We start from the raw sequence: 25373 nt of genomic DNA, 5'->3' as shown, positions 1-25373 counted from the left end.
AAGTGCCTGCATAGCCCGATCTTCCCATGGCACGCACAAGAAAAAAGCCTTGCAAGCAAGGCTTTTTAGCGAGCGGGACCACCCGGCAGGACCGAGCCTGCCCCCAGGCAAGGCGCTTATTGCACCGCGTTGGATGCCGGCGGCTGCGCCGCCGCATCGGCAAACAGCTGGGCCGCGTCCACCGCGTCAAAGTGGTACTGCTGGCCGCAGTAGTCGCAGCCCACTTCCACATTGCCGCGTTCGGCGACGATGCTGTCCACCTCGTCCTGCCCCAAGGAACGCAGCATGTTCTGCACGCGTTCACGGCTGCAGGTGCAGGCAAAACGGGGACCGGCCTCCTCGTCCTGCTGGGGCACAAAGCGCAGCAGCTTCTCCTCCCAGAACAGGCGGTGCAGGATGGTGTCCACGTCCAGCGTCAACAGCTCATCGCGCGTCAGGCTGGCGGCCAGATGGGCGATGCGGTTGTAGTCCTCGTTGAAACCGTTGCGGTCATCGCCCTGTTCGGCACTCTCGGTGGCACCGGCCAGGTTGGCCTCGCCCTTGACGGGCATGCGCTGGATCATCAGACCGGCCGCCACTTCCTCGTTGGCCGCCAGCACGATGGTGGTGTCCAGCTGCTCGGACTGCAGCATGTAGAACTGCAGCGCATCCGACAGGCGGGCGAACTTCTTGCCATCCACATCCTGCAGCGGCACCACGCCCTGGTAGGGTTGCTGGCCCGGGCGGCGGTCCTTGGGGTCCAACGTGATGGCGCAGCGGCCGCTGCCATGCACATTCACCAGCTCGGCCAAGGAGGCACCTGCCGGCACATCCCCCTGCACATTGGCAGTGGCGCGCAGCGTCAGGTCGGAATTCACATCCGCCACGACCAGCTTGACCGGGCCGTCCCCCATCACCTGCAGCACCAGCGCGCCATTGAACTTGATGTTCGATTGCATCAGCACGCCGGCCGCCGCCATTTCCCCCAGCAGCTCGCGCACCGGGGCGGCATAGGCCCCGGTTTCGGTGTTGCTGGCGCGGCGGCGCAGGATTTCCTGCCAGGCATCGGTGAGGCGCACGATCATGCCGCGCACCGGCTGGCCGTCAAAAAGGAATTTGTGCAGTTCAGACACGCTGTCTCATTTCTCAAAAAACGCCCGGCGTTTATCCGCCGAGCTTGCGCAGGCCTTTGTGAAAGCGCTGCGCGTTCAGTACATAGTGGCGTGCGCTTTGGCGCAGGCCTTCGATCTGTTCCGGGCTCAGCTGGCGCACCACCTTGGCGGGGCTGCCCAGAATCATGGAGCCATCGGGGAATTCCTTGCCTTCGGTGACCAGCGAGCCGGCCCCCACCAGGCAGTTCTTGCCGATTTTCGCCCCATTGAGCACCACGGCGCCGATGCCGATCAGCGATTCATCGCCAATCGTGCAGCCATGCAGCATCACCTGGTGGCCCACGGTGACATGCTGGCCGATGGTCAGCGGCGAGCCAAAATCGGCATGCAGCACGCTGGCATCCTGGATATTGCTTCCCGCCCCGATGGTGATGCGGTCCGTGTCACCACGAACCACCGTTCCAAACCATATGCTGGCGTCTTCGCCCAATTCAACCTGGCCCATCACCTGGGCACTGTCGGCCACCCAGGCCGAAGGGGAAATCACCGGCGCCACGCCGTCCAGTTCGTAAATTGCCATGGGGGACTGTCTCCGTTGGTTTTAGTGCGAAACCTAAAATTGTAAATATGGAGCTTCGCCACCGTGCATTGGAGGTCTTGCGCCTCACCGACCCTGAAGAAAAAGCGCTTGCTGTGCTTGACCTGCATGCACAGCAAGCTCACTATTCCATAGCAGCCGATATGCAGCTGCCGTCCGTGGATCCGGCCAGCCTGCCGGGTCGCCCCGAACGCCCGCTGCTGCGCCACCACACCGAAGTGGCGCGCCGCTCCCCGGCCACGCCCGAAGGCCGGGCCATCTTGATTCACGCCATCGCCCATATCGAATTCAACGCCATCAACCTGGCGCTGGACGCCATGTGGCGTTTTGCCGGCATGCCGCCCGACTACTACCGTGACTGGCTGCGCGTGGCCGCCGAGGAAGGCAAACACTTTCTGCTGCTGCGCGACCACCTGCGCCAGCACCACGGCCAGGACTACGGCGACCACCCTGCCCACCAGGGCATGTGGACCATGTGCGAGAAAACCTCGGACGATGTCACCGCCCGCATGGCCCTGGTGCCCCGCACGCTGGAAGCGCGCGGGCTGGATGCCACCCCGCAGATCCAGAACAAGCTGCGCAATACCCACGCCCCCGATGCCCTGGCGGCAGTGGCCATTCTGGACATCATCCTGCACGAAGAAGTGGGTCATGTCGCCATCGGCAACCACTGGTACCGCTGGTTGTGCGACAAACAGGGGCTGGATCCCGAATCGCTGTACCACGAACTCACGGTACGCTACGAAGCCCCGCGCCTGCGGCCGCCGTTCAACACCAGCGCCCGCAAGCAGGCCGGCTTCACCGAAACCGAGCTGCTGTGGCTCCAGCAAATTGCTTGACCATGGACATCGACAAGCGCCGCCTGTGTGCGGCATGATCGCAGCCGCCTGCTGCACCGACTACTGCCCCGCCACCCTTCACGCCCCATGTCACTGTCCACTTTGACTTCTGCCCCTCCTCCCACTGCGCAAGCGGCGCTTCCTGGCGCCATGATTGCGCGGCAGGCCATCGTGGACCAGCAGGGCGAAGTCGTGGGCTACGAGCTGTTCTGCCGCTCCCGTGCACCCGCCAGTCTGGGCGTGGCCAACGATGTCAGCCTGATCTTTGCGGCCATGTCCCATGCCAGCGGTGACGATCCGGCCGTCACCAAACCCATTTTCGTGAAGTGCTCGCACGAAAGCATGGCCAGCGGCCAGCTGGAACTGGTCAGCTCCGACAAGGTGGTGCTGGAGGTGGAGATGCTGGGCCATGTGGCCAGCAGCGAGGTGCTGGCCCGCCTGCCCATTCTGCAAGCGCTGCGCAACCGGGGCTTTCAGCTGGCGTTTGGCCACAAGGTGCTGGAATCGGCCTACGCCGCCTGGCTGCCGCTGGCCGACTACATCAAGCTGGACCTGGGCGTGCTGCGCCCGGAACAGCTCGCCGTGCTGGTGGGCTATGCCCAGCGCCACACCAAGGCCCAGATCATTGCAGAGAAAGTGGAAAGCGCCCAGCACTACCACCTGCTGCAGGACATGGGCATCCGCCTGTTCCAGGGCTACTGGTTTGCCCGCCCTGCGCTGGTGGAAGCCCGCCTGCTGGCCCCGGCCCAGGCCAGCATCATCCAGCTGATCAACCTGCTGCGCCAGCAGGCGCATCCGGAAGCCATCGAGGCCGTGCTGAAGAAAGATGCCGGCCTGGCCTTCAATCTGATGCGACTGATCAACTCGGCCGGCCTGGGCATGGCACGGGAAATCACCTCCTTCCGCCAGGCCGTCCTGATCCTGGGACTGAAGAAAATGTTCCGCTGGGCCGCGCTGCTGCTGACGGCCTCCAAGTTCGGCAACCTGCCCTCATCGGTGGGCCAGACCGCCGTGGTGCGTGGGCGCCTGATGGAGCTGCTGGCCCTGGAACTGCTGGGCGAGGACGAGGCCGACCAGGCCTTTGTGGTGGGCGTGTTCTCGCTGCTGGACGTGATGCTGAACATTCCCATGCAGGCCACGCTCAACCTGGTGAATGTGCCCGATGCCGTGGGAGCGGCCCTGCTGCGCAACGAAGGCGTTCTGGGCGAGTTGCTGGAGCTGACGCGTGCCTGCGAGGATTGCAGCCCGCTGCTGCACGACCGCTCTGCCACCCTGTCGCGGCTGAGCGATCCACAGATCAATCTGGCGCACCTGCAGGCGCTGGCATGGACGGACAATCTGTCCACGACCTGAATCCGGCGCTTCCCGTGGGCGGTTTAAGGCCCGCCCTGCATCCGCCGCCATGAACGGGGGGCCTGCAGCGACCGGCCCCCTTCACCGGCGCAGCGCCCTGCCCCCCGCCGGAGCAGCCGCCCGGAAAGCCGCGCATGCACGTGGTGAATGCAGCACACGGCCATGAAAAAAGCACTGCCAGGCAGTGCTTTTCGGGGAGAAATGAACAACCGTTTCGCTTACTGCAGCGTGATGCTGGCGGCCTTGATGATCTTGGCGTTCTCCACCGATTCCGCAGCGATCTGCTTGGCAAAAGCCGCGGCCGTGCCACCGGTGGGCACGTTGTCGCTGGCCTTCAGGCGCTGCTGGATATCGGGCTCGGCCAGTGCCTTGTTGATTTCGGCGTTCAGACGGTCCAGCACGGCCTTGGGGGTGCCGGCCGGGGCGAAGATGCCGAACAGCGAGGTGCTGTTGGCTGCTGGATAACCCAATTCGGCCAGGGTGGGCACCTTGGGCAGCGAATCCAGGCGCTTGGGCGCGCCCACGGCCAGCGGCGTCAGGCTGCCGCTCTTGATGTGGGGCATCACCGTGGGGCTGGCATTGGTGGACAGGATCTCGTACTGACCGCCCAGGCCGTCATTCATCTGCTGGCCGCCGCCCTTGTAGGGCACGTGGGTGATGTCCACCTTGGCCTGGTGGCGCACCTGCTCCAGCACGATATGGCCCAGCGATGCCAAGCCGGCCGTGGCCCAGCGCACCACACCCGGGTCCTTGCGCGACTGTTCCATCAGTGCGGCAAAGTTGGCCGCCTTGTTGGCCTTGGTACCCAGAATCAGAATGGGCGAGTACATGACGCTGGCCACCGGGGCGATGTCCTTGAGCGGATCGAAGGCCATCTTGCCCAGGTGGGGGCTCAGCGCCAGCGGGCTGATGGACGAAAAGCCCAGGGTGTAACCGTCGGCCGGCGACTTGGCCACCTGGTCCAGACCGATCGCACCGCCAGCACCGGCCTTGTTCTCGATCACCACGGTCTGGCCCAGCTGGGCCGACAGCTTGTCGCCCAGTGCGCGCGCCACGTTGTCGCTCACGCCGCCAGCGGGGTAGGACACCACCATGCGGATGGGCTTGGTCGGCCAGGCTTCAGCCGCTACAGACAAGGCAGGCACAGTGGCGGCGAGCACAGCCGCAGCCAGCAGACCACGGCGCAGGGAATCAGTCATGGAAACTCCGGATTGCATAAACCTTGCAATTTTCTTTAAAACTGTAAAACCGCTTATGCGGGTTTAGTAATTCTTCAAGCCACGGCAGGCGGCACCGGCTGGCACCGTCCTGGCGCTCACCCCCGCGGGTGGTGGGTGGCATGCAGCTGGCGCAGGCGCTCGCGCGCCACATGGGTGTAGATGGTGGTGGTGGAAATGTCCGCATGTCCCAGCAGCATCTGCACCACGCGCAGGTCTGCGCCGTGGTTGAGCAAATGGGTGGCAAAGGCATGGCGCAGCGTGTGCGGCGACAGCGGCGCCGTGATGCCGGCGATGGCCGCATATTTTTTCACCAGCGTCCAGAACATCACCCGCGTCATGCCGCTGCCGCGCCGGGTGACAAACACCGCATCGCTGTGCTGACCGGCCAGCAGCTCGGCGCGCCCCTGCGCCAGGTACTGCTCCAGCCAATGCTGGGCCTCCTGGCCAAACGGCACCAGCCGTTCCTTGCTGCCCTTGCCCATCACCCGCAGTACCCCGGCCCGCAGGTCGACCTGGAACAGCGGCAGACCCACCAGCTCGCTCACCCGCAGGCCGCTGGCATACAGCAGCTCCAGCATGGCACGGTCGCGCAAGCCCAGCGGGTTGCCCAGGTCCGGGGCCTGCAGCAGACGCTCCACCTGCTCGGCCGTCAGGGTGTGCGGCACACGCTGCGGCTGCTTGGCCGGCTGCAGACGCATCACCGGATCCTGGTGGATGCGCGCTTCGCGCAGCGCCCACTGGAAATAGCGGCGCAGCACGCTCAGGCAGCGGTTGGCCGACGTGGCCTTGCTGCGCAGATCCAGACGGTGTGCCAGATAGGCCTGCAGGTGTTCCTCGGCGGAAGCATCCAGGGACACCCCCGGAAAAGCCTGCTGCAGCCAGCGCAGGTACTGCGTCAAATCCCGGCGGTACGCCTGCAGGCTGTTGTCTGCCAGGCCGTCTTCCAGCCACAGCGCTTCGACAAAGGCATCCACCGCGGCCTGGCTGGCGGCATCCAGGCCGTCGCCCCCCGCATTGCCGGTGTCTGCTTGCGCTGTCTTCGGTTCCGTCATCGACTGTTCACTCCTGAGGCGCCATTGTGCAGCCGCCCCGGCAGCACTCAGGCCACGGCGCCGGTGGATTGCAGCTGCGCAATATCGTCCGCCCCGTACCCCAGGCCCTGCAGCAGCACCGCCGTGTGCTCGCCCACGGCGGGCGGGCTGCAGCGCACCGGCAGGCGCTGGCCGTCCATGCGCAGCGGCAGCAGCGTGGTGCGCACCGTCTGTCCGGCGCGCTCGCCATCGGTCAGCACCACATCCGCCAGGCAGCCCGTGGCATTCAGGTGGGGGTCATCGAACAGCTGTTCCGGCCGGGAGATCGGCGCGAACGGCAGCTGATGCTGCTCGAAGATGGCCGCCAGCGCGGCCGCCGTATGCTGGGCCAGCCGCTCGCGCAGCACCGGCATCATCGTGGAGCGGGCACGCACACGGTCATTGTTGGTCTGCAGCTGCGGATCGTTCTTCAGATCGTCATAACCCATGGCATCGCAGAAGGTGCGCCACTGGGCATCGCTGACGGCGGCCAGAAAGATCTGCTCCCCATCCTGGGCGGTGAACACGTCGTACATGGCCCAGGACGAAATGCGGTCCGGCATGGGAGCCGCCGCCTGTCCCGTCACGGCGTACTGCATCATGTGCTGACCGACCAGGAAGACATTGTTCTCGAACAGGGCGGAGTCGATCTCCTGGCCCTTGCCCGTCTGGGCGCGCTGCATCAGCGCTGCCATGGCACCAATGGCGCCAAACATGCCGCCCATGATGTCGTTCACGCTGGTGCCGGCACGCAGCGGGTCGCCCGGGCGGCCTGTCATATAGGCCAGACCGCCCATCATCTGCACCACCTCGTCCAGCGCCGTACGGTGCTCGTAGGGCCCCGGCAGAAAGCCGGTGTGGTTCACATAGATCAGTCCCGGATTCAGCTGGCTCAGCGTGGCGTAGTCCAGCCCGTATTTCTTCATCACCCCGGGCTTGAAGTTCTGCAGCACCACATCGGCCGATGCCGCCAGCCGGATGGCGGCCTGCAGGCCTTCGGCGCTGCGCAGGTCAATGGCGATGCTCTTCTTGTTGCGGTTGAACATGGGGAAAAAGCCCGCGCCTGCCCCCAGCAGATGGCGCGTGCGGTCGCCTTCCACCGGCTCCACCTTGATCACCTCCGCCCCCAGGTCGGCCAGCACCATGCCGCACGACGGCCCCATCACCATGTGGGAAAACTCCACCACGCGCAGGCCTTGCAGAGGCAGAGGCCGGTCGGCAGCCGCCGCAGCGGTGTCCAGGGGAATATCGGAAGAAGAAGCCATGAGGTACCAAGAAAAAGCCACAAGACGGGGCGCCGCCGACCGGAGGCAGGGCCTGCGCGCCTGCGGCCCACCCCCCCATGCCCACGGACTCTGGGAGCACGCCCACAACCAGTGGCCCATTGTAGAAAGCGCCTGCAGCTGCCGGCCCCGGCATTTGGGAAGCCGCCGCATCCCCAAACGCGCGCGCCCTGCAAGGGCACTGGAGCGCACCCACGTGTCCGACAAACACCCGACGTCTCCAACGGACGTGGTCCGGTTGCAACACTTGCGCCGTTTTTGAGCCATTTCTGACCCGTTTGCCTGATTGCTCTACATATAGAGCTACCAAACTTGTAGCAGAATGCGATCCACGCTATATTCATTCCGACTTGGTACGGGGGATCCGCTGCCCCAGTCCTCCATCAACGACATGCGCAAGGAGAAGCGTCTATGAGCTCCAAGGAAAACGCCGCCATCAACCAGCTGTTCGAAAAGCTGGAATGCCGTTATGCACTCCGCGTCCTGTGGGCTTTGCGCGACGGACACCCACAGACCTTCCGCTTGCTGCAGGACAGCGTGGGGGGCATCACCCCCAACACGCTGAACACCCGTATCAAGGAACTGCGCGAATGTGGCCTGCTGGAGCACGGCAGCGACGGTTACACCGTCACCACCCAGGGCCATGACCTGCTCAAGCGCCTCAGCGATGTGCAGGCTTTTGCCACACGCTGGGCAGCCGCGCGCGCCAAGAAGTAAGCTGTCGCACCTTTCGCATCTGGCGCACCGAAGGTGCGTACAGGTATGCATCAGGCCCGGGGCATGCCCTGCAGGCCTGATTTCTTTATTGACGATCTCCAAGGACACCCCATGGCCCTGACCACCACCGCCTCTGGCCTGCAGTATGAAGACACCGTTGTGGGCGAAGGCGCCGAAGCCATCAGCGGCGCTGACGTCAAGGTGCACTACACCGGCTGGCTTTACAACAATGGCGAACAAGGCGCCAAGTTCGACTCCAGCAAGGACCGCCGCGAGCCGTTCGAGTTCTCCCTGGACGAAGGCATGGTCATCCGCGGCTGGGATGAAGGCGTGCAAGGCATGAAGGTGGGCGGCAAGCGCACCCTGATCATCCCCTCAGAACTCGGCTACGGCGAGCGCGGCGCCGGCGGTGTGATTCCTCCCAATGCCACCCTGAAGTTCGACGTGGAGCTGCTGTCCACCAAGGCCGCACCGGTGCTCCAGATCGAAGACACGGTTGTGGGTGACGGTGCCGAAGCCACACGCGGCAAGCGCGTGACGGTGCACTACACCGGCTGGCTCTACAACAATGGCGAACAAGGCGCCAAGTTCGACTCCAGCCTGGACCGCAACGACCCCTTCGTCTTCCAGCTGGGTGCCGGCATGGTCATCAAGGGCTGGGACAAGGGCGTGCAAGGCATGAAGGTGGGCGGCAAGCGCACCCTGATCATCCCCTCGGAAATGGGCTATGGCGCCCGTGGCGCGGGTGGCGTGATCCCTCCCCATGCCACGCTGCGCTTCGAAGTGGAACTGCTGGCGGTCTGACCCCGCCCGGCCCGGATCGCACCAGGCGGTCCAGACAAGAAAAGGCGCCCTCAGGCGCCTTTTTTGCATCCTGGCGCCCAAGCTACCACGATGCACGCGAAGGCGGCACAGTCTTCTCCTGCACATCGCCAAACAACACCAGCTCCAGCACTGCGGCCCGTGCGGACCCCACGGCATCACGGATCCGCGGCACCAGCGACGCCAGCTGCTGGTAGTCGGTGGCGGACTCAATGGCCAGCAGCAGACGCAAGCCCCGCAGTCCCAGCCCCGTGGTCAGCTGCCGCGCCCAGCGGTAGCCTTCCACATACCGCGCATGCTCCAGCGCCAGGCTGGCCGTGCGCTCATCCATGGCGGGGGCCGCCGTTTCCTGCTGCGTCCCGGCCCGCAGCCACCCCAGTTCCAGCAAGGTACGCACATCCTCGGACGTCGCCCCCAGACCAGCCGTGGCGCCCAATACCTGGCCCATGCTGCGCTGCCCGTCACACAGCATGAAGACGGTGTGCATGCTGGGCGTGAACAACGCATCCTGTACGGCCAGGGCCTGCCGGCCGCTTGAAGTGGGAACCAAGATCATGCTGCCCTCCTGGGATGGTGCTCATGAAACCAAGCACTTGCGGCATCCGCCACGGGATGCGCAGTGACTGGCATGCAGCTTCCCACGCCCGCCCCCCTTTCGCAAAGGGACAATGCAGCAGGTGTTGCGGCACATCAAATCCCGCGTGCCGGCAGTTCCGACCACCGGCCCACCCGCGCCGTCTCACAAGGGTCCGTAGGGGCGCGGTACGGGTGCGCGGGTACGCGTCAGCCAACTCACACCCCATGCCAGCAGCAGCCCGGCCGGCACGCCGAACACCCCGGCCGAGACGGGCTGGATGCCGAACCACAGCCCATCAGCCAGCAGCACATGGGGCAGCCACGCCTTCACCAGCGACGCGTGCGAAAGCATGTAGTACAGCGCCACCACCAGCCCGCCCAGCATGCCTGCCAAGGCGCCCTGGCGGGTGGTGCCGCGCCAGAAAATGCCCAGCACCATCACCGGCACAAAGGCCGAGGCGGCCAGCGAGAACGAGGCCGTCACCATGGGCAGGATGTCCGAAGAACGCCGGCCAGCCACAAACGCCGCCGCCAGCGCTACCGCCAGCAGCGCGAACTTGGACAGGATCACCCGCTGCTCCGGCACCATGCGCCGCGGCCGGGCATGGAAATACAGGTCCCGCACCAGCGCATTGCTGATGGCCAGCAGCAAGCCGTCGGCCGTGGACAGCGCCGCCGCCAGCCCCCCGGCGGCCACCAGCCCCGACACAACAAACGGCAGTCCCGCAATCTCCGGCGTGGCCAGCATGATCAGATCCGCACCCAGACGGATTTCGCCAAACTGCACGCGGCCATCGCCATTCATGTCTTCCACCGACAGCAGCGATGCGTCCACCCGCGCCCATTGCCCCATCCAGGCCGGCAATTCATCGAACCGCACGCCCACCAGGTTGTTCATCACCTCGTACTTCACCAGCGCCGCCAGCGCCGGCGCCGTCAGGTACAGCAGACCGATAAAAAACAGGGTCCACGCCACCGAGGTGCGTGCTCCCGACACCGACGGCGCCGTGTAGTAGCGGGTCAGCAGATGCGGCAGGCCGGCCGTACCCACCATCAGACAGAACATCAGGGCCAGAAAGTTGATGCGTGCATCCTGGTATTCCGCCTGCTGCGCCGGCGTGCCGTCCGGGTCGCCGGTGAACGGCTGGCTGTGCCGCGGCAGGCCGCCCAGCGGCTTGGCGCGTTCCAGGTTCTCCGCCACCTCCCGCGTCCAGCGCTCCCGGGCCTGGTCCGCATCGCGCGGCAAGGCGGCGTACTCGCGGCTGGCCATCACGATGTCGCTCAACTCCCCGCGCTCGGCCCGCAGAATGCGCAGGCGTTCCGCCAGCTGCGCGCGCTCCAGATCCAGCGACTGGGGCAGCGCCGCCAGCTTGCGCTGCAGCAACTCGGCACGGCGCAGGTAGGCATCCTGCACCTCCTGCTCGGCCGACGATTCCAGCAACTGCTCTTCCAGCACCGCAATCTTGCCCAACTGTGCGCCGTAGGCGACGGCCGCCACCGGGTTGCCCAGCTGCTTGTAGGCCAGCCAGGACACCGGAATCAGGAACGCCAGCAAGATCACCACATACTGCGCCACCTGGGTCCAGGTGATGGCCCGCATGCCGCCCAGAAAGGAGCACAGCAGCACCCCACCCAGGCCCAGCATGATGCCGATCTCGAACTGCACCCCCGTCAGCCGCGACGCAATCAGGCCCACACCATAGATCTGCGCCACCACATAGGTGAAGGAGCAGACCACAGTGGCCAGCGCCGCCAGAATGCGCGGCCAGCGCCCGCCAAAACGCACCTGGAAGAAGTCCGGCACCGTGTACAGCCGCATGGCGCGCAGATGGGGGGCAATCAGCATGGCCACCAGGCAAAAGCCGCCCGTCCAGCCCAGCAGATAGGCCAGGCCGCCGGGTTGCCCCGGGGTCCCGCCAAAGCCCTGCAGGTACAGCGCACCCGACAGGCTGATGAAGGAGGCGGCACTCATCCAGTCGGCCGCAGCCGCCATGCCGTTGTACATGGGCGGAATGCGCCGCCCGGCCACGTAATAGTCTTCCGGGTTGCTGGTGCGGGCGTAGACGCCGATGCCCGCGTACACCATCACCGTGGTGAACAGGAAGATGGGGCCGATCCAGTGCCGTGCCAGGCCCTGCTCCTCGGCCCAGACCATGGTGCCCAGAAATGCCAGCACCCCCAGCACATACAGCGCCAGCATGCGGTGCAGGCGCCAAAGATAGCTGGAGGGAATGGTGGTGGAGGCGAAGTCGGAATTACTGGGGCCGGCCATGGCGTGCCGCCTGGGCGCGGCGGCGCGCAGCGTCATTGCGTTCAAACTGATCCATGGCGACACAGTAAACGAGCACCAGGACAATGAACATCAGGACTGCCCCTTGGGCGGCCATCCAATACCCCAGCGGCCAGCCTTCGGCCCAGGCCTGCAACTCGCGCGCGTAGAAGCAGGCCCCAAACGACACCACCACCCAGACCGCCAGCAACAATGCCTTGAGCCACAGGTGGTGGATATCGTGCAGGTCGGGGGCAAAAGTGCCCCCGCCGGCGACCGGTGCTTCATGCGGAAGATCGTCCCGATTCACAAAGCACCTGTGCTGTGCAAGCCTCAGCTTGCCAGACGTTGCCAAGTTGCCACCACGCTGTCAGGGTTCAGCGAGATGGAGGCAATGCCCTGGTCCGCCAGCCACTTGGCGAAGTCGGGGTGGTCCGAAGGGCCCTGGCCGCAGATGCCCACGTACTTGTTCTGTGCCAGGCAGGCCTGGATGGCGCGCTCCAGCATCTTCTTGACGGCGGGGTCGCGCTCGTCGAAGTCGGCAGCCAGCAGTTCCAGACCGGAATCGCGGTCCAGACCCAGGGTCAGCTGGGTCAGGTCGTTGGAGCCGATCGAGAAGCCGTCGAAGTATTCCAGGAACTCGTCGGCCAGGATGGCGTTCGAGGGCACTTCACACATCATGATCAGCTGCAGGCCGTTCTCGCCGCGCTTCAGGCCGTTTTCCGCCAGCAGCTCGGTCACGCGCTTGGCCTGGCCCAGCGTGCGCACGAAGGGGATCATGACCTTGACATTGGTCAGGCCCATGTCTTCACGCACACGGCGCAGGGCTTCGCATTCCATGCGGAAGGCTTCGCCGAAATCGGCCGAGATGTAGCGCGCAGCACCGCGGAAGCCCAACATCGGGTTTTCTTCCTCGGGTTCGTAGCGGCTGCCACCGATCAGCTTGCGGTACTCGTTGGACTTGAAGTCCGACATGCGCACGATCACGGGCTTGGGGTAGAAAGCCGCAGCGATCGTGGCCACGCCTTCGGCCACCTTGTCCACATAGAAGGCACGGGGCGATGCATGGCCACGGGCCACGGATTCCACGGCCTTCTTCAGGTCGGAGTCCACCGCGGGGTAGTCCAGGATGGCCTTGGGGTGCACACCGATGTTGTTGTTGATGATGAATTCCAGGCGGGCCAGACCCACGCCTTCGTTGGGCAGCTGGGCAAAGTCGAAGGCCAGCTGGGGGTTGCCCACGTTCATCATGATCTTGGTCTTGATCTCGGGCATGGCGCCACGGGTGACTTCGGTCACTTCCGTCTCGATCAGGCCGTCATAGATCTTGCCGGTATCGCCTTCGGCGCAGGACACGGTCACCAGGGTGCCGTTCTTCAGCAGCTCGGTGGCGTCACCGCAGCCCACCACGGCAGGGATACCCAGTTCACGCGCAATGATGGCGGCGTGGCAGGTACGGCCACCGCGGTTGGTGACGATGGCGGCGGCCTTCTTCATCACCGGCTCCCAGTTGGGGTCGGTCATGTCGGTCACCAGCACGTCACCGGCCTGCACCTGATCCATCTGCGAGATGTCGGACACCAGACGCACCGGGCCGGTACCGATCTTCTGACCGATGGCGCGGCCTTCGGCCAGCACCGTACCGGTACCCTTGAGCTTGTAGCGCAGCTCGGCCTGGCCCTTGGCCTGGCTCTTCACGGTCTCGGGACGGGCCTGCAGGATGTACAGCTTGCCGTCGGTACCGTCCTTGCCCCACTCGATGTCCATGGGACGGCCGTAGTGCTGCTCGATCACCAGCGCGTACTTGGCCAGTTCCTGCACGTCGGCGTCGGTCAGCGAGTAGCGGTTGCGCAGCTCGGTGGCCACATCGGTGGTCTTGACCAGCTTGCCGGACGCGGCCTTCTCTTCAGCGGAAGAGAACACCATCTGGATCAGCTTGGAGCCCAGATTGCGGCGGATCAGCGCGTTCTTGCCGGCCTGGAGCATGGGCTTGTGCACGTAGAACTCGTCGGGGTTCACGGCGCCTTGCACCACGGTTTCGCCCAGGCCATAGCTGGAAGTGATGAACACCACTTCTTCAAAGCCGGATTCGGTGTCGATGGTGAACATCACACCGGCAGCGCCCAGGTCGGAGCGCACCATGCGTTGCACGCCGGCGGAAAGTGCCACCACGTCGTGGGCAAAGCCCTTGTGCACGCGGTAGGAGATGGCGCGGTCGTTGTACAGCGACGCGAACACTTCCTTCATCTTGTGCAGCACGTCTTCGATGCCCATCACGTTCAGGAAGGTTTCTTGCTGACCGGCAAACGATGCATCGGGCAGGTCTTCTGCCGTGGCAGAGGAACGCACAGCGAACGAAGCGGCTTCGTTGCCGCCTTGCAGCGTGATGAAAGCGGCGCGGATGGCGGCTTCCAGATCGGCCGGGAAGGGTTGGTTCTCGACCAGGGCGCGGATTTCGGCGCCCACGGCGGCCAGGGCGCGGACATCGTCCACATCCAGAGCGGCCAGCTTGGCGGAAATCTTGTCGGCCAGGCCTTCATAGGCCAGGAAGTTGCGGAAGGCGTGGGCCGTGGTGGCGAAGCCGGTAGGCACGCGCACGCCCTGGGGCAGCTGGGAAATCATCTCGCCCAGCGAGGCGTTCTTGCCGCCGACGACTTCAACGTCGCTCATGCGCAGGTTTTCGAACGGAACGACCAGCGCGGTCGCCTCAAAACGTTCAGACATGGGAAGCTCCAAAGTTAAAAAACCGGCTCAGCCCAGGCCCTGCTTTTCAGGCCTGCAGCCATCCCCCCACATCTGGCAGAACACACTTAGGTGTTCTGGATGTTGGCGTTCTGCTTGTGTGGGGATGAAATTGGGAATAATGGGCGCCATTGTAGGCCTGCCGCGCAAAGTCCATGGCAATGGCGGGCTGTTCATTTTTTGACCACTGTTAGCTGCCCATGCATACGCGCACCATTTTTGTCGTCTCGGACGGCACCGGCATCACGGCCGAAACCTTTGGCTCGGCCTTGATGACGCAGTTCAACGTCAAGCCGCGCCTGGTGCGCATTCCGTTTGTGGATACGGCAGACAAGGCCCACCAGGCCGTCCGTCAGATCAACCACACCGCCGAGATCGAGGGCAAGAAGCCCATCGTCTTCACCACCGTGGTCCACCCCGAGGTGCAGCAGGTGATCCAGAGCAGCTGCAAGGGCATGCTGCTGGACATGTTCGGCACCTTTGTCCAGCCGCTGGAAGACGAACTGGGCGAGAAGTCCATGCACCGCGTGGGCCGCTTCTCGGACGTGAGCCACAGCAAGGAATACTTTGACCGCATGGAGGCCATTAACTACACGCTGGCCCACGATGACGGCCAGAGCAACCGCGATCTGGCCGGCGCCGATGTGATCCTGGTGGGCGTGAGCCGCTCCGGCAAGACCCCGACCAGCCTCTATCTGGCCATGCAGTTCGGTCTGAAAGTGGGCAACTACCCGCTGATCCCCGAAGACTTCGACCGCCGCCAGCTGCCCCCGGCACTGGAACCCCAGCGCAAGAAGCTGTTCGGCCTGACCATTGATCCGGGCCGTCTGTCGTCTATCCGCAACGAACGCCGTCCGGACTCCAAGTACGCCAGCCTCGAAAACTGCCGCCATGAAGTGGCCGAAGCCGAAGCCATGATGCGCCGCAGCGGCATCAAGTGGCTGTCCACCACCACCAAGTCGATCGAGGAGATCGCCACCACCATCCTGCAGGAAGTGCTGCCCGAGCGCCTGGGCCACTACTGATCTACTGATCCGGCGCCGGCGGCAACTGCAGCTGGGGAAGCACCGGCAGGGCTTCAAGCAGATAGTCCACCAGCGCCCGGACCTTGGCCGGCACATACTGTCGGTCGCGAAAGCAGGAGAAAAAGTCCAGCGGTTCCTCCTCGAACTGCAGGCCGGGGTCCCCGGGCCGGGCTTCGGGCATGGGAAGATGCACCAGCCGGCCCTGGCGCACCTGCTCATGCACCAGAAAGAAGCCGGCCCAGGTGATGCCGGCGCCGGCCTCCGCCATCGCCACCAGCACATCGATGTCATTGGCGATGGCCGCAATATGCAGCGGCGGATCGGCGCGCTGGCCGCCACTGCTGAAAGGCCAGCGCATCAGCCGCCCATCCACCTCCCGCCGGTACAGCAGGCAGCGGTGCTGCAGCAAATCCTCCGCCGTGCGCGGCACGCCGTGGGCCTGCAGATAGGCCGGTGCGGCATACAGCCTGCGTGGCACCGCCACCAGATGCCGCACCGCCATGCCCGGCTCCAGCACATCGCGGTAGCGCAAGCTGACGTCCACATCCTCTTTGAGCACATCCACCTGCCGGTCCACATTCAGCAGCTCCAGCGCCAGCTTGGGATGGCGCGCGGCAAAGGCCGGCAGCAGCGGTGCCAGTACATGGCGGCCAAAGGCGGCCATGCAGGCAATGCGCAGCCGGCCCTGCAACTCGCCGTGCAGCAGCGACAGATCGGACTGGGCTTTTTCCAGCTCGCCCAGCACCGGCGCCACACGCGCCAGGTAGCGCTCTCCCGCTTCGGTCAACGCAATCTGCCGGGTCGTGCGGGTCAACAGCCGCACGCCCAGCTCGCGCTCCAGCCGCGCAATGTTCTGACTGGCTGCGGCCGGCGTCATGCCCAGCTGGCGGGCAGCCGAGGCGATGGAGCCCCCTTCCAGCGCTTTGACGAAGGTTTCGATGGCGCGCAGATTCGGCATGTTTGGTAAGCGATGGTTTTTTGGATTCGTAAATTTATCTTATGAGTCTAGCAAGCTGGCCGCATCTACCGCTGCCTGCCGGCGCTGCGTAAAGTCCCCCTTCGCCCATGACCCCCATGGTTGTGGCCCCTCCCCTTACCGATTGCATTTCCGACTTTGATGACCCCTCCAACCTCGCCCCCCGCCGCACGCGCCCGCCGCAAGCTCCCCCGCCCCTACGCCCCTGTGGTGTTTGCCTTTTACATGTCGGCCATCATGGCCATGCTGATGTGCGCGGCCATCGTCGGCATCAACAGCGGCCTGAGCGATGGCTATGTGCAGCGCGTGCTCGGCGCCTATGTGTTTGCCATGCCCATCGCCTTTGGCTGCGTGCTGCTGGTGCGCCCGCTGGTGGTCCGCCTGGTGGCAGCCACCGTCGATCTGTAAACCGCTGCGGGCGTCAGCGCTGCATGTGTTCTGCCGTTGGTATCCACCCACGCCCCTGGGCCGGCCCAGGGAGACAGTTTGGCCTCAACACCCCGATCTTCGGCGGGCCAGACCCCTGGTCACCAGGCCGGGGCCGGAAGACGCCCGGGACCGCACGCCCTGGCTCCCCTGCTGGCATTCCCGCCTGCTTCCAGCGCTACCCAAGCGCAGCCGCAAGGCTTGGGCGGCCTTTTCGCGGTCCATTCCCTCACACAGCGCCTAATGCCACCGGCGCATCCATCCCTGGCAACTGCGCGCAGTGCGCACCGGCGATGAACTGGGGCGTACCGTCGCGCGCAGTCTGCATCTCACCGTGAATGCGCCATACGCGGGCGATGGTCGGCAAGGTCAGCACGGCATGCACCGGCCCCAGCAGCGCCGCCTCGCCCTGACCGGGCAGCAGCAGCACCTCGTCGGCATAGCGCAGCGCCAGGTTCAGGTCGTGCAGCACCACGATCACGCCCAGGCCATCGCAGCTGGAGCGCTCGCGCACCAGGGCCATGGCATGGTGCTGGTGCTGCAGGTCCAGCGCGGCCGTGGGTTCATCCAGCAGCAGCCAGCGGCTGCCGGACTGCGCCTGCCCCTCCGGCGGGATCTGCGCCAGCGCCCGCGCCAGCTGCACCCGGGCACGCTCCCCGCCCGACAGCGAGGCCAGCGCGCGCTGCGCCAGGCCCGCCACGCCGGTGGCCTGCATGCAGTGCTGCACGATGGCCGCCTCGTCCGGCGCGGGGTGCTGGCGGTGGGGGTAACGCCCCATTTCCACCACCTCCTGCACGGTGAAGGCAAACGCCAGCTGCGTGTCCTGGTGCATCACTGCCATGCGCCGCGCGCGCTGGGCAGCGGGTAGCTGGGCCAGCGGCGCACCATCCCACAACACCTGCCCCTGGCGCGGCGACTGCGTACCGCACAGCGCCGCCAGCAAGGTGGACTTGCCCGCGCCGTTCGGCCCCAGGATGGCCGTCACCCGGCTGGGCCGCAGCTGCGCGTCCACCCGGGCCAGCAGCGGGCCCTGGCGGTATGCGGTCAGCCGAATGTCCTGGCAGTGCAGGCTGCCGTCGTCCATGCCCTGCACCGGGCCGTGTTCCCCGGTCGTCACCACTGTCACAGCCCGCTCCTGAATTGCCGCAGCATCCACAAAAACAGCGGCACGCCGATGAATGCCGTCAGCACGCCCAGCGGCATCTCCGCCGGCTGCACCACGGTACGTGCCAGCGCATCCGCCCCCACCACCAGCGCAGCGCCCAGCAAGGCCGAGCACGGCAGCACCACCCGGTGGTCCGGCCCGGCAATCAGGCGCACACCATGCGGCGCCACCAGACCGATGAAGCCGATGATGCCGGTGGCCGATGTCACGGCCCCCACGGCCAGCGCGGTGACCACCACGATCCAGCGCTTGCAGCGCTCCACCGGCACACCCAGCAACTGGGCCTGCGCCTCGCCCAGGGCCAGTGCATTCAGCGGCCGCGCCAGCCGCAACGCGGCGGCGTTGCACACCAGCACCACGCTGCCCACCAGAACGACCGTGGACCAGCGCGACTGGCCCAGGCTGCCCATCAGCCACAGCTGCAGATTGCGCAGCTGTTCGTCGCTGGACACATAGCTCAGATAGCCCAGCCCGGCCCCCGCCAGCGCATTGACGGCAATGCCGGCCAGCAGCATCAGTCCCACGCGCGTACCGCCCTGGGTCTGGGCCAGCAGGTAGATCAGCACCGTCACGCCCATGCCGCCCGCAAACGCGGCCAGCGCCAGCGCCCAGCTGCCCAGGCCGACCTGCAGGCCCGGCAGCCAGGCCTGACCCAGCACAATGGTGAAAGCCGCCGCCAGGGCGGCACCGCTGCTCACGCCAATCAGACCCGGGTCCGCCAGCGGATTGCGGAACAAGCCCTGCATCAGGGCGCCCGCCAGACCCAGACCGGCCCCGGCCACCACGCCCAGCAGCAAGCGCGGCAGGCGGATGTGCAGAAACACCAGCTCCTGCGCCCCAGCCCCTTGCTGGCCCCCTTGCCCGGTCACCCCCTGGCCCAGCACCTGCAGCAGCTGCGTCGGCGCAATCGCGTAGGCCCCTTGGGCGCTGGCCCACAGCAGCACCAGCAGGGCCAGCAGCGCCATGGTGCCCAGGGCCGTCGCCGGCGCCAGCCGCCCGTTGGACAGCCGCCAGGGCCGGCGCCAGGCACTGGCACGGCGCGGAGCCGGCACGGCACTCATCTGCACCGCCATTTACACCACCCGCTGCATCTGTTCATGCAACTGGCGCACTGCCGACGGCAGACGCGGGCCAAAGCCCAGCAGGTGGTTGGCCTCCATGGCCACCAGGGCGCGCCGGCCATAGGCCGGCGTCAGTGCCAGTTCGGGACGCTTCCAGAAAGCGTCGATCCCGCCCATGGCCTCCAGGCCCTGCGTGGTGGTCACGATCAGCTGGGGCGCGACGGCCGCCATGGCCTCGGCCGTCAGCGCACGGTAGCCTTTGAATGCCTGCACCGCATTCGAAGCGCCCGCCATGGTCAGCAGCGCATGGGCTGCCGTGCCGCTGCCCGCCACCTGGGGCGTGCCGCTGTGCGCCAGGATGAACAGCGCACGCGGCTTGCTGCGGGCGCGGGCCACGTCGGCCTGCACCGCCTGCCACTGCTGCTGCAGCTGCTGGGCCAGGGCTTCGGCCTCGGCCTGCTTGCCGGTGGCGCGGCCCGCCATGCGCAGCTTGGCCATGACTTCGGCCCAGTCGTGCGTGGCCTGCACGGTCTCCACCTGCACGCCGGCGGCGCGCAGTTGGTCCAGCACGATGGCCGGGCCGGCTTCCCCCGCACCGATCACGGCATCGGGTCGCAGCGACAGCACACCTTCGGCCGACAACTGGCGCAGATAGCCCACCTTGGGCGTGCGCGTGGCGGCGTCCGGGTAGAGGCTGGTGGTGTCGGTGGCCACCAGCATGTTTTCGGCGCCCAGGGCGTACACCGCCTCGGTGACGGCGCCCCCCAGGCTGATGATGCGCCGCGACGCACCGGCAGCCGCAGCCGCTTTGGGCGTAGCAGGCTGGGCCCAGCTGGCAGCCCCGGTCCAGCCCATGGCGGCGACCGCCGCCAGCCGCTGCAGCGCGGCTCTGCGTGCACACCCCTTCATCACAGGCGCTCCAGGGTTTCGGCCAGGTCGCGCCAGGCGGTCAGCTCGGGCTGTCCCGGCTTGCGCACCCCGAAGAACATGGCCACCACCTCGCCGGTGTCGTCGAACACTTCCACCGACGTCACCACGCCGTCGCTCGTGGGCTTGCGCACCAGCCAGGCACTGACCACGCGGTCGGTGCGCACATGCAGATTGAAGCCGGCATCCAGCACATTGATCCACTGGGCCGCACCGGGTGTGGCCAGGGGCTTGATGTTGTTCACCGGGCCGGAATGGATCTGGATGCAGCCTTTGCTGCCCGCAAACACCATGATGGGCGTGGACGCGGCAGCAGCGCGCTGCAGCAGCTCGGTCACCACACCGGTGGCCAGGGGCTCGCAGAATTCACCTTGCGTCAGGCGAAAGCTCTGCTGGCGTTCGCTGCCGAATTTCTTGAGCATGCCGAAGAACTCGTGCGTGTCCTGCATGGCGGCCCAGGCCGTGCGCAGGCCCGTCACGTCGATGCTGCTGTCGGGCGCCACCGCCGGCTGCGCGGCGCGCGGCTGGAAGGTGTGCTGCGCACCGGCGTCGGCAAAGCGTGCCACAAGGGCATTCCAGGCATCCAGGTCGCTGGCGGGCCTTGCATAGACCTTGTGCACCGCCACACCCGCGCTGTCGAAGAACTGCAGGCTGTGGGCCAGCACACCGCCGCGCCCGGGTTCGGTGACCGCATAGCCGGCATGCCAGTGCATGAAGAACAGGCGCAGGTCGATGTCGGGGTTGACGCACAGGCCGATCGGGCCCTCCTGCGTCAGATTGCGGTAGATGCCGTCCTTTTCGTGCACCACGGTTTCGTTGCGCGTCAGCGCCATCACCGGGCCGCAGGCTTCCAGCGCCTGCAGGATGGCCAGCCATTGGCCGCCGACCAGCGGTGTGGATTGCAGCGACCGGTCATGGGCACCGGTGTGGGCCTGTACCACCGCGCCTTCGCTCAGGCCCAGGGTCTCGGCAGCGTCCTTGGCACGCAGGCCGGCAGCGCGCTGGGTCGCAAAGCCTTCGCGCACCGTAGCGGGGTTGGCCGGGAAAGAAGTATTCAGGTGTTCCATCGTGGCGTTATTCATTGCAAAGTCTCCAAAGGGGCGTGCCACAGCACGTCCGGGGTCTGGGTGGGGCTGGCGGCAGCGGGCATGTGCATGGCGGCAGCCGCCGCCGCATCGGCCTGGCTGCGCAGGTCGCGGCGCATTTCGTTGAGGTGGGCTTCGGCGTAATGGGCGGCCGCCGCCGTCCAGCGGGTGCGCAAGCGCAGCAGCAGCGCCTGCATGTCGCAGGACAGCTGCGGCCCCTGCATGCTGTGCACCAGGGCACTGAGCTGGTCGGCCACCTTGGCGGCAATGGGCCCCTTGTGCGCCGGGCAGCAGCCATGGGCGAAGCCGGTCATCAGGGCCAGCGTGGCGGCCAGCACCGCTTCCTGTTCGGAAAGCAGGTATTCCTCATCGTGGTTGGCGCTGGCGGTCTCGGGGTGCGAATGCGAGTGGGCGTTGTGCGACATGCTGGCTCCAGTGGTGCTTCGTCAAAAAAGCCTGGGCCAGTGCAGCAAGCACTGGCCCAGGCGGTTGTGGTTTTAGAAGTCGGCGACCAGCGAGACACGCACATTGCGGCCCGGCTGGCTGTAGGCGTCGATGGCGGCGCGCTCGGTGGCCGTGGTCACACCGCGCACATCCGACCAGTTCCAGTACTTGCGGTCCGTCAGGTTGAACAGGCCCAGGTTCAGGCGCAGGCCTTTGCGCAGTTCTACCTGCGTGGTCAGATCCAGCACGGTGAAGGACGGCGTCATGAACAGCGCACTGCTGCTGGTGGACACATCGCTTTGCTTCTTCGCAGCGTGGTGCGTGGCCGCCAGCTCCCAGTTCCAGTGCGCGGCCTTCTGGCCTACGCCCAGCTTGACCTGCCAGGGCGAGATGCTTTCCAGACCCTGGCCATCTGCGCCCGTGCCCTTGGTGTAGCCGTAGCCACCGCGCAGATTCCAGACACCGCCCCAGGACTGACCCAGCTCCGCCCTGGCCTTGAGCTCGATCCCCTTGATCGTTGCCCGGGCCTGGTTGCGCGACTGCTGCAAGGTGACCACCGGGGAAGTGCCTACGGAGCCCGCATTGGCATAGCGCTCAATGAAATTGCGGTACTTGCCGTAGAAGGCCGCAGCCTCCCACTGGAAGGCGCCTTCGGCGTCGCGTATGCCCAGGTCGAGGTTGTTGCTGGTTTCGGCCTTCAGATTCGGGTTGGGCAGGATGTAGTAACCGTAGAACGGTGTGATGTTGCCGAAGAAGTTGTTCAGCTCGCCAGCCGTGGGGGCACGAAAGCCCCGCGCATAGTTGGCAAACAGCTGCACGCCACCGCCCATGCGCATCTGACCGCCCAGCTGCGGCAGCCAGGCATCAAAGCGTTTGGACACGGCCGTGGCCCCCGAGGCGCCCATGCTGATGCTGCCGGCATCGGCATCCACGTCCACCGATTCGTAACGCAGGCCCGGCTTGAGGGTGAAGCGGCCCAGCTCGATGCTGTCCTGCACAAAAGCCCCCCAGCGCGTGGTGGTGGTGTCCGGCCCCTTGGGCACGGCCGTAGTCACGCCTCGGTCGGTGGACAGGCTCTTGGTTTCGTTGTCCAGGCGGTTCACATCCAGGCCGTAGTGCAGCGCATGGCGGCCCAGTTGCTTGCGCGCCTGCAGACCGGCCTGCAGCATGCGTTCGTCATAGCTGTGGTCGCGCACGCGCAGGCCCTGGGTGGTGGTATCCACATCCAGCTTCTGGGTGGAACTGCTGTCCTGCCAGGCGAGATAACCCGTCAACAGATCGGCTGCGGCCGCATTCAGGCGGAAGTCGGACTTGAGCGAGACGCGGTTGCGCGTGCTCTCGTTGTCGTCGGTGTGGCTCTTGGTCGTGCCGCTGGCAAAATCATGCAGGTTGTTGACATACGTGCTCTGGCTGCGGCGCTCGACCGTGAGCATATGGCTCTGGTCGGCATTGGGCTGGTAGACCAGCTTGGCCAGTACCGAGTTGCGGCGGATGTCCTCGGGATTGGCCCGGGTGCGCTTGAGGCCTGTGCCCCCCACGCGGCCCATGGTTTCGGTCTCGTCGCTCCAGTCGCCGTTGAGCGCAAACAGCCACTGCAGCTGGTCCGAGGCCTTGCCCGCCAGCACGGCGCCGGCGGTCAGCCCCTGGCTTTCGCTGCGCCAGCCCAGCAGCGCTCGGCCAGCCAGCGTCTTGCCATCCAGCAGCAGGTCCGAGGGCGACAGCGTGCGCAGATTGACCGCACCGGCAATGCCGCCGGCCGGCATGGACACGGGCGATACGCCCTTGTGCACTTCGATGGACGACAGCGTCAGCGGATCCACATAGTCGCGGCCAAAGCTGTGGCTGTTCATGAAGCTGTCGGCCTCGGGCTGGGGAATACCGTCCACCAGCATCTGCACGCGGTTGCCGCCCAGGCCGCGAATCTCGAAGCCGGTATTGCCTTCGCGCCCTGTGGTGCCCGAAATGCCGGTCCCCCGCGCTGGCTGGCGCGGTACTTCCACGTTGACCATGTCACGGGTGGCATCGCGGATGTCCAGCACCTGCTGGCGCTCCATCTCCGCACGGTTCAGCAGCTCGGTGGCATACGGGGTCTGCGCCGGGTCCAGTGCATCGGCCTGCTGGGCCGGGGCGGCCACCGTGGTTTCGGGCAATGCCGCCGCGGGCGCATCGGCGGCCATGGCAGACCCTCCCCACACACAGGCCAACACGGCCGCTTGGGCCACCGGACGCATTCCTGCCCACAGCTGGGTCATAGCTTGTTCTCTCTTCCTGAAGTTCTGGTACTGCACCAAAGGGTTTGGGGCTGGCGAACCTGGGCCGAGAGTTCAGCAAAGCGAACGGCTTGGGGTGGCTGGCAATCCTTCAATTATATGAGAACAATTCTCATTAACATGACGTACACCGGCAGGGTGTGTGTTTTCTGCACCAGTGGTCTGGAGGGGTGGATCGCAGTGCCCGGCAAGGACATGCCTGCGGCCAGACCACGGCACGCATGGGGCTTGATGCCCATGCCACTGCACGGGCAAAAGTGATGGGCGGCGGACGCTTGTGCGCTCGCAGCGCCCGGTCCAGGGCTCTCAGGGTTGTGGCTGGCGCATCCATTGCGTGATGCGCTGCACGGCCATGTGCTCCATGCCGATGAAGCCATGCCAGTGCAAGGCATGGCACACGCCGCCCGTGGGGTGGGCGCCGCCATCGACCAATTGCAGCTGTTTGACCGGCGCCTGGGTGAAGCGCGCCAGCACCCCCGGCATGGCGCTGGGCGTGCACAGGGGACAGGCATCCCTGGCATGCTGCACCAGCAGCACCGGCACACGGATGGCCGCCAGATCCAGGCTGGGCAGCGCGCCCGGCTCCGCCGGGGCCACGATGCTGGACGTCAGCACCACACCGGCCAGCCCGGCATCCTGCATGCGGCTGGCAGCGGCCGCCACCGATGTCGTGCCCCGGCTGGTACCCACCAGCCACACCGGCAGGCTGCTGTGGGTACGCACGGCCTGCAGCACCTGGCGAATGTCCTGCAGATGCTCGGCGCCCATGCGGTCCTGGGGCGCCAGCTCCTGCCCATTCGCCCGGCCGAAGATGGCCACGTTCAGGCCCTGCTCCCGGAATTCGTCTGCCGAGCGCACCAGAAAATTGTTGCTGCTGGGCTGGTTCTGCTCCAGCTTGCCAAAACCGCCCACGCCCCCCGGAAACAGCAGCACCGTGGCCCAGGCATTCGGTGCCACTTCCCAGTACACGGTGGTGCGCACACCGTCACGGGTGGGCAGCGACCAGACGGTCCCGGATGCGGGGGCAGTCAACGCTGCAGCCGGTGCCGCAGTGACAGCCGTTGCGGCAGGCGGCCGCTCCGCCTCTGCGGCGTGTGCCTGGGCCAAGACCGCCCCCAAGGCCATCCCGGCCCACACCACCGCACGCGCCCACAGGCCCGCTGCACTTTCACATTGCGACTTGCGCATGGCCGACTCCTGCATTGCACAAGGGCCGCCCCCTGCTGCACGGCCAGCATAGCCTGCAGGGTCACCGCAAGGCAATCTGCGCGGCAGCGCCCTGGCAGCTGCGGGCGCCAGAAAGACCAAAGGACTGCCGAAGCAGTCCTTTGGTGGGCAATCGCAGCAACGCGGCCGCCCTGGCAGTAGCTACTGTGGGGCCTGTGGTGGGTGCAGACCGCAGCGGATGGCCCGG

At 66.2% G+C, this 25373-nt stretch carries 23 protein-coding genes and 1 pseudogene; 7 read left to right on the top strand and 17 right to left on the bottom strand.

Features of this window, described 5'->3' with window-relative positions; genetic code table 11:
- Window positions 1-116: 116 nt before the first annotated feature.
- Both hslO and CT3_RS06185 read right to left on the bottom strand, forming a co-directional pair.
- Entirely contained in the window at window positions 117-1112 is a 996-nt protein-coding gene (gene hslO, locus CT3_RS06190) for an Hsp33 family molecular chaperone HslO (RefSeq protein WP_066539096.1), read from the bottom strand.
- Window positions 1113-1143: 31 nt separating this feature from the next.
- Entirely contained in the window at window positions 1144-1671 is a 528-nt protein-coding gene (locus CT3_RS06185; protein ID WP_066539098.1) for a gamma carbonic anhydrase family protein, read from the bottom strand.
- A 47-nt stretch (window positions 1672-1718) separates the two neighbouring features.
- On the opposite strand from CT3_RS06185, the gene CT3_RS06180 reads away from it, so the two are divergent.
- Both CT3_RS06180 and CT3_RS06175 read left to right on the top strand, forming a co-directional pair.
- Complete coding sequence (locus CT3_RS06180; RefSeq protein ID WP_066539100.1) at window positions 1719-2528, top strand: ferritin-like domain-containing protein; 810 nt, start codon at window positions 1719-1721, stop codon at window positions 2526-2528.
- 87 nt (window positions 2529-2615) lie between these two features.
- Entirely contained in the window at window positions 2616-3881 is a 1266-nt protein-coding gene (locus CT3_RS06175) for an EAL and HDOD domain-containing protein (RefSeq protein WP_083520513.1), read from the top strand.
- A gap of 218 nt (window positions 3882-4099) precedes the next feature.
- Here the strand turns inward: CT3_RS06175 and CT3_RS06170 are convergent, their stop codons facing one another.
- The 3 genes from CT3_RS06170 to CT3_RS06160 all read right to left on the bottom strand — a co-directional run bounded on the left by CT3_RS06170 (window position 4100) and on the right by CT3_RS06160 (window position 7436).
- Complete coding sequence (locus CT3_RS06170) at window positions 4100-5080, bottom strand: Bug family tripartite tricarboxylate transporter substrate binding protein (RefSeq protein ID WP_066539102.1); 981 nt, start codon at window positions 5078-5080, stop codon at window positions 4100-4102.
- Between the two features lie 116 nt (window positions 5081-5196).
- The gene (gene xerD, locus CT3_RS06165) at window positions 5197-6153 is read right to left on the bottom strand and encodes a site-specific tyrosine recombinase XerD (RefSeq protein WP_083520514.1); all 957 of its coding nucleotides are present in this window, start codon (window positions 6151-6153) and stop codon (window positions 5197-5199) included.
- 47 nt (window positions 6154-6200) lie between these two features.
- Window positions 6201-7436 (bottom strand): CaiB/BaiF CoA transferase family protein, encoded by a 1236-nt coding sequence (locus CT3_RS06160; RefSeq protein WP_066539103.1) that lies wholly within the window; start codon window positions 7434-7436, stop codon window positions 6201-6203.
- Between the two features lie 429 nt (window positions 7437-7865).
- Between CT3_RS06160 and CT3_RS06155 the strand changes: the two genes are divergently transcribed.
- The 3 genes and pseudogenes from CT3_RS06155 (at window position 7866) to CT3_RS21180 (ending at window position 8975) form a co-directional block, all read left to right on the top strand.
- Window positions 7866-8171, top strand: a complete 306-nt coding sequence (locus CT3_RS06155; RefSeq protein WP_066539105.1) for a winged helix-turn-helix transcriptional regulator — start codon at window positions 7866-7868, stop codon at window positions 8169-8171.
- A 111-nt stretch (window positions 8172-8282) separates the two neighbouring features.
- Window positions 8283-8630 (top strand): annotated as a pseudogene (locus CT3_RS21185) (FKBP-type peptidyl-prolyl cis-trans isomerase); the annotation flags it as partial.
- A complete protein-coding gene (locus CT3_RS21180; protein WP_225608792.1) occupies window positions 8622-8975 on the top strand; it encodes an FKBP-type peptidyl-prolyl cis-trans isomerase in 354 nt (117 codons plus the stop codon). The pseudogene CT3_RS21185 and the gene CT3_RS21180, both read left to right, overlap by 9 nt.
- 82 nt (window positions 8976-9057) lie before the next feature.
- Here the strand turns inward: CT3_RS21180 and CT3_RS06145 are convergent, their stop codons facing one another.
- The 4 genes from CT3_RS06145 to ppsA form a co-directional block, all read right to left on the bottom strand.
- Window positions 9058-9549 (bottom strand): hypothetical protein, encoded by a 492-nt coding sequence (locus CT3_RS06145; RefSeq protein ID WP_066539109.1) that lies wholly within the window; start codon window positions 9547-9549, stop codon window positions 9058-9060.
- A gap of 183 nt (window positions 9550-9732) precedes the next feature.
- Window positions 9733-11841, bottom strand: a complete 2109-nt coding sequence (locus tag CT3_RS06140; protein WP_066539504.1) for a VC_2705 family sodium/solute symporter — start codon at window positions 11839-11841, stop codon at window positions 9733-9735.
- Window positions 11825-12148 carry a DUF4212 domain-containing protein gene (locus CT3_RS06135; RefSeq protein WP_066539111.1) on the bottom strand — a complete coding sequence of 108 codons (324 nt, stop codon included), beginning with the start codon at window positions 12146-12148 and terminating at the stop codon, window positions 11825-11827. Before CT3_RS06135 ends, CT3_RS06140 begins: the two co-directional genes overlap by 17 nt.
- A gap of 23 nt (window positions 12149-12171) precedes the next feature.
- Window positions 12172-14562: a phosphoenolpyruvate synthase gene (gene ppsA / locus CT3_RS06130; RefSeq protein ID WP_066539113.1), complete on the bottom strand. Its 2391-nt coding sequence runs from the start codon at window positions 14560-14562 to the stop codon at window positions 12172-12174.
- A 218-nt stretch (window positions 14563-14780) separates the two neighbouring features.
- On the opposite strand from ppsA, the gene ppsR reads away from it, so the two are divergent.
- The gene (gene ppsR / locus CT3_RS06125) at window positions 14781-15605 is read left to right on the top strand and encodes a posphoenolpyruvate synthetase regulatory kinase/phosphorylase PpsR (RefSeq protein WP_066539119.1); all 825 of its coding nucleotides are present in this window, start codon (window positions 14781-14783) and stop codon (window positions 15603-15605) included.
- A gap of 1 nt (window position 15606) precedes the next feature.
- On the opposite strand, the gene CT3_RS06120 is transcribed toward ppsR, so the two are convergent.
- Window positions 15607-16563 carry a LysR family transcriptional regulator gene (locus tag CT3_RS06120; RefSeq protein WP_066539122.1) on the bottom strand — a complete coding sequence of 319 codons (957 nt, stop codon included), beginning with the start codon at window positions 16561-16563 and terminating at the stop codon, window positions 15607-15609.
- A 159-nt stretch (window positions 16564-16722) separates the two neighbouring features.
- Here CT3_RS06120 and CT3_RS06115 point away from each other — a divergent pair, with 159 nt between their 5' ends.
- Window positions 16723-16989: a DUF2798 domain-containing protein gene (locus CT3_RS06115; protein ID WP_066539124.1), complete on the top strand. Its 267-nt coding sequence runs from the start codon at window positions 16723-16725 to the stop codon at window positions 16987-16989.
- A gap of 247 nt (window positions 16990-17236) precedes the next feature.
- On the opposite strand, the gene CT3_RS06110 is transcribed toward CT3_RS06115, so the two are convergent.
- The 7 genes from CT3_RS06110 to CT3_RS06080 all read right to left on the bottom strand — a co-directional run bounded on the left by CT3_RS06110 (window position 17237) and on the right by CT3_RS06080 (window position 25147).
- A complete protein-coding gene (locus tag CT3_RS06110) occupies window positions 17237-18133 on the bottom strand; it encodes a heme ABC transporter ATP-binding protein (RefSeq protein ID WP_227657861.1) in 897 nt (298 codons plus the stop codon).
- Window positions 18130-19233 carry a FecCD family ABC transporter permease gene (locus CT3_RS06105; protein WP_066539511.1) on the bottom strand — a complete coding sequence of 368 codons (1104 nt, stop codon included), beginning with the start codon at window positions 19231-19233 and terminating at the stop codon, window positions 18130-18132. The genes CT3_RS06110 and CT3_RS06105 overlap by 4 nt, the downstream gene beginning before the upstream one ends.
- A 12-nt stretch (window positions 19234-19245) precedes the next feature.
- On the bottom strand, window positions 19246-20142 hold the full coding sequence (locus CT3_RS06100) for a heme/hemin ABC transporter substrate-binding protein (protein WP_370510817.1): 897 nt from the start codon (window positions 20140-20142) through the stop codon (window positions 19246-19248).
- The gene (locus CT3_RS06095) at window positions 20142-21242 is read right to left on the bottom strand and encodes a hemin-degrading factor (protein ID WP_066539126.1); all 1101 of its coding nucleotides are present in this window, start codon (window positions 21240-21242) and stop codon (window positions 20142-20144) included. Before CT3_RS06095 ends, CT3_RS06100 begins: the two co-directional genes overlap by 1 nt.
- Window positions 21239-21670, bottom strand: coding sequence for a hypothetical protein (locus CT3_RS06090; RefSeq protein ID WP_066539128.1), 432 nt, complete (start codon window positions 21668-21670; stop codon window positions 21239-21241). The genes CT3_RS06095 and CT3_RS06090 overlap by 4 nt, the downstream gene beginning before the upstream one ends.
- 72 nt (window positions 21671-21742) lie before the next feature.
- Window positions 21743-23941, bottom strand: a complete 2199-nt coding sequence (locus CT3_RS06085) for a TonB-dependent hemoglobin/transferrin/lactoferrin family receptor (RefSeq protein ID WP_066539129.1) — start codon at window positions 23939-23941, stop codon at window positions 21743-21745.
- Window positions 23942-24265: 324 nt separating this feature from the next.
- Window positions 24266-25147, bottom strand: a complete 882-nt coding sequence (locus CT3_RS06080) for an alpha/beta hydrolase (protein ID WP_225608764.1) — start codon at window positions 25145-25147, stop codon at window positions 24266-24268.
- Window positions 25148-25373: the final 226 nt, after the last annotated feature.

It is taken from the genome of Comamonas terrigena NBRC 13299 (assembly GCF_006740045.1).
GTDB classification, from domain to species: Bacteria; Pseudomonadota; Gammaproteobacteria; order Burkholderiales; family Burkholderiaceae_C; genus Comamonas; species Comamonas terrigena.
This window is presented reverse-complemented; position numbering and strand designations above follow the sequence as displayed.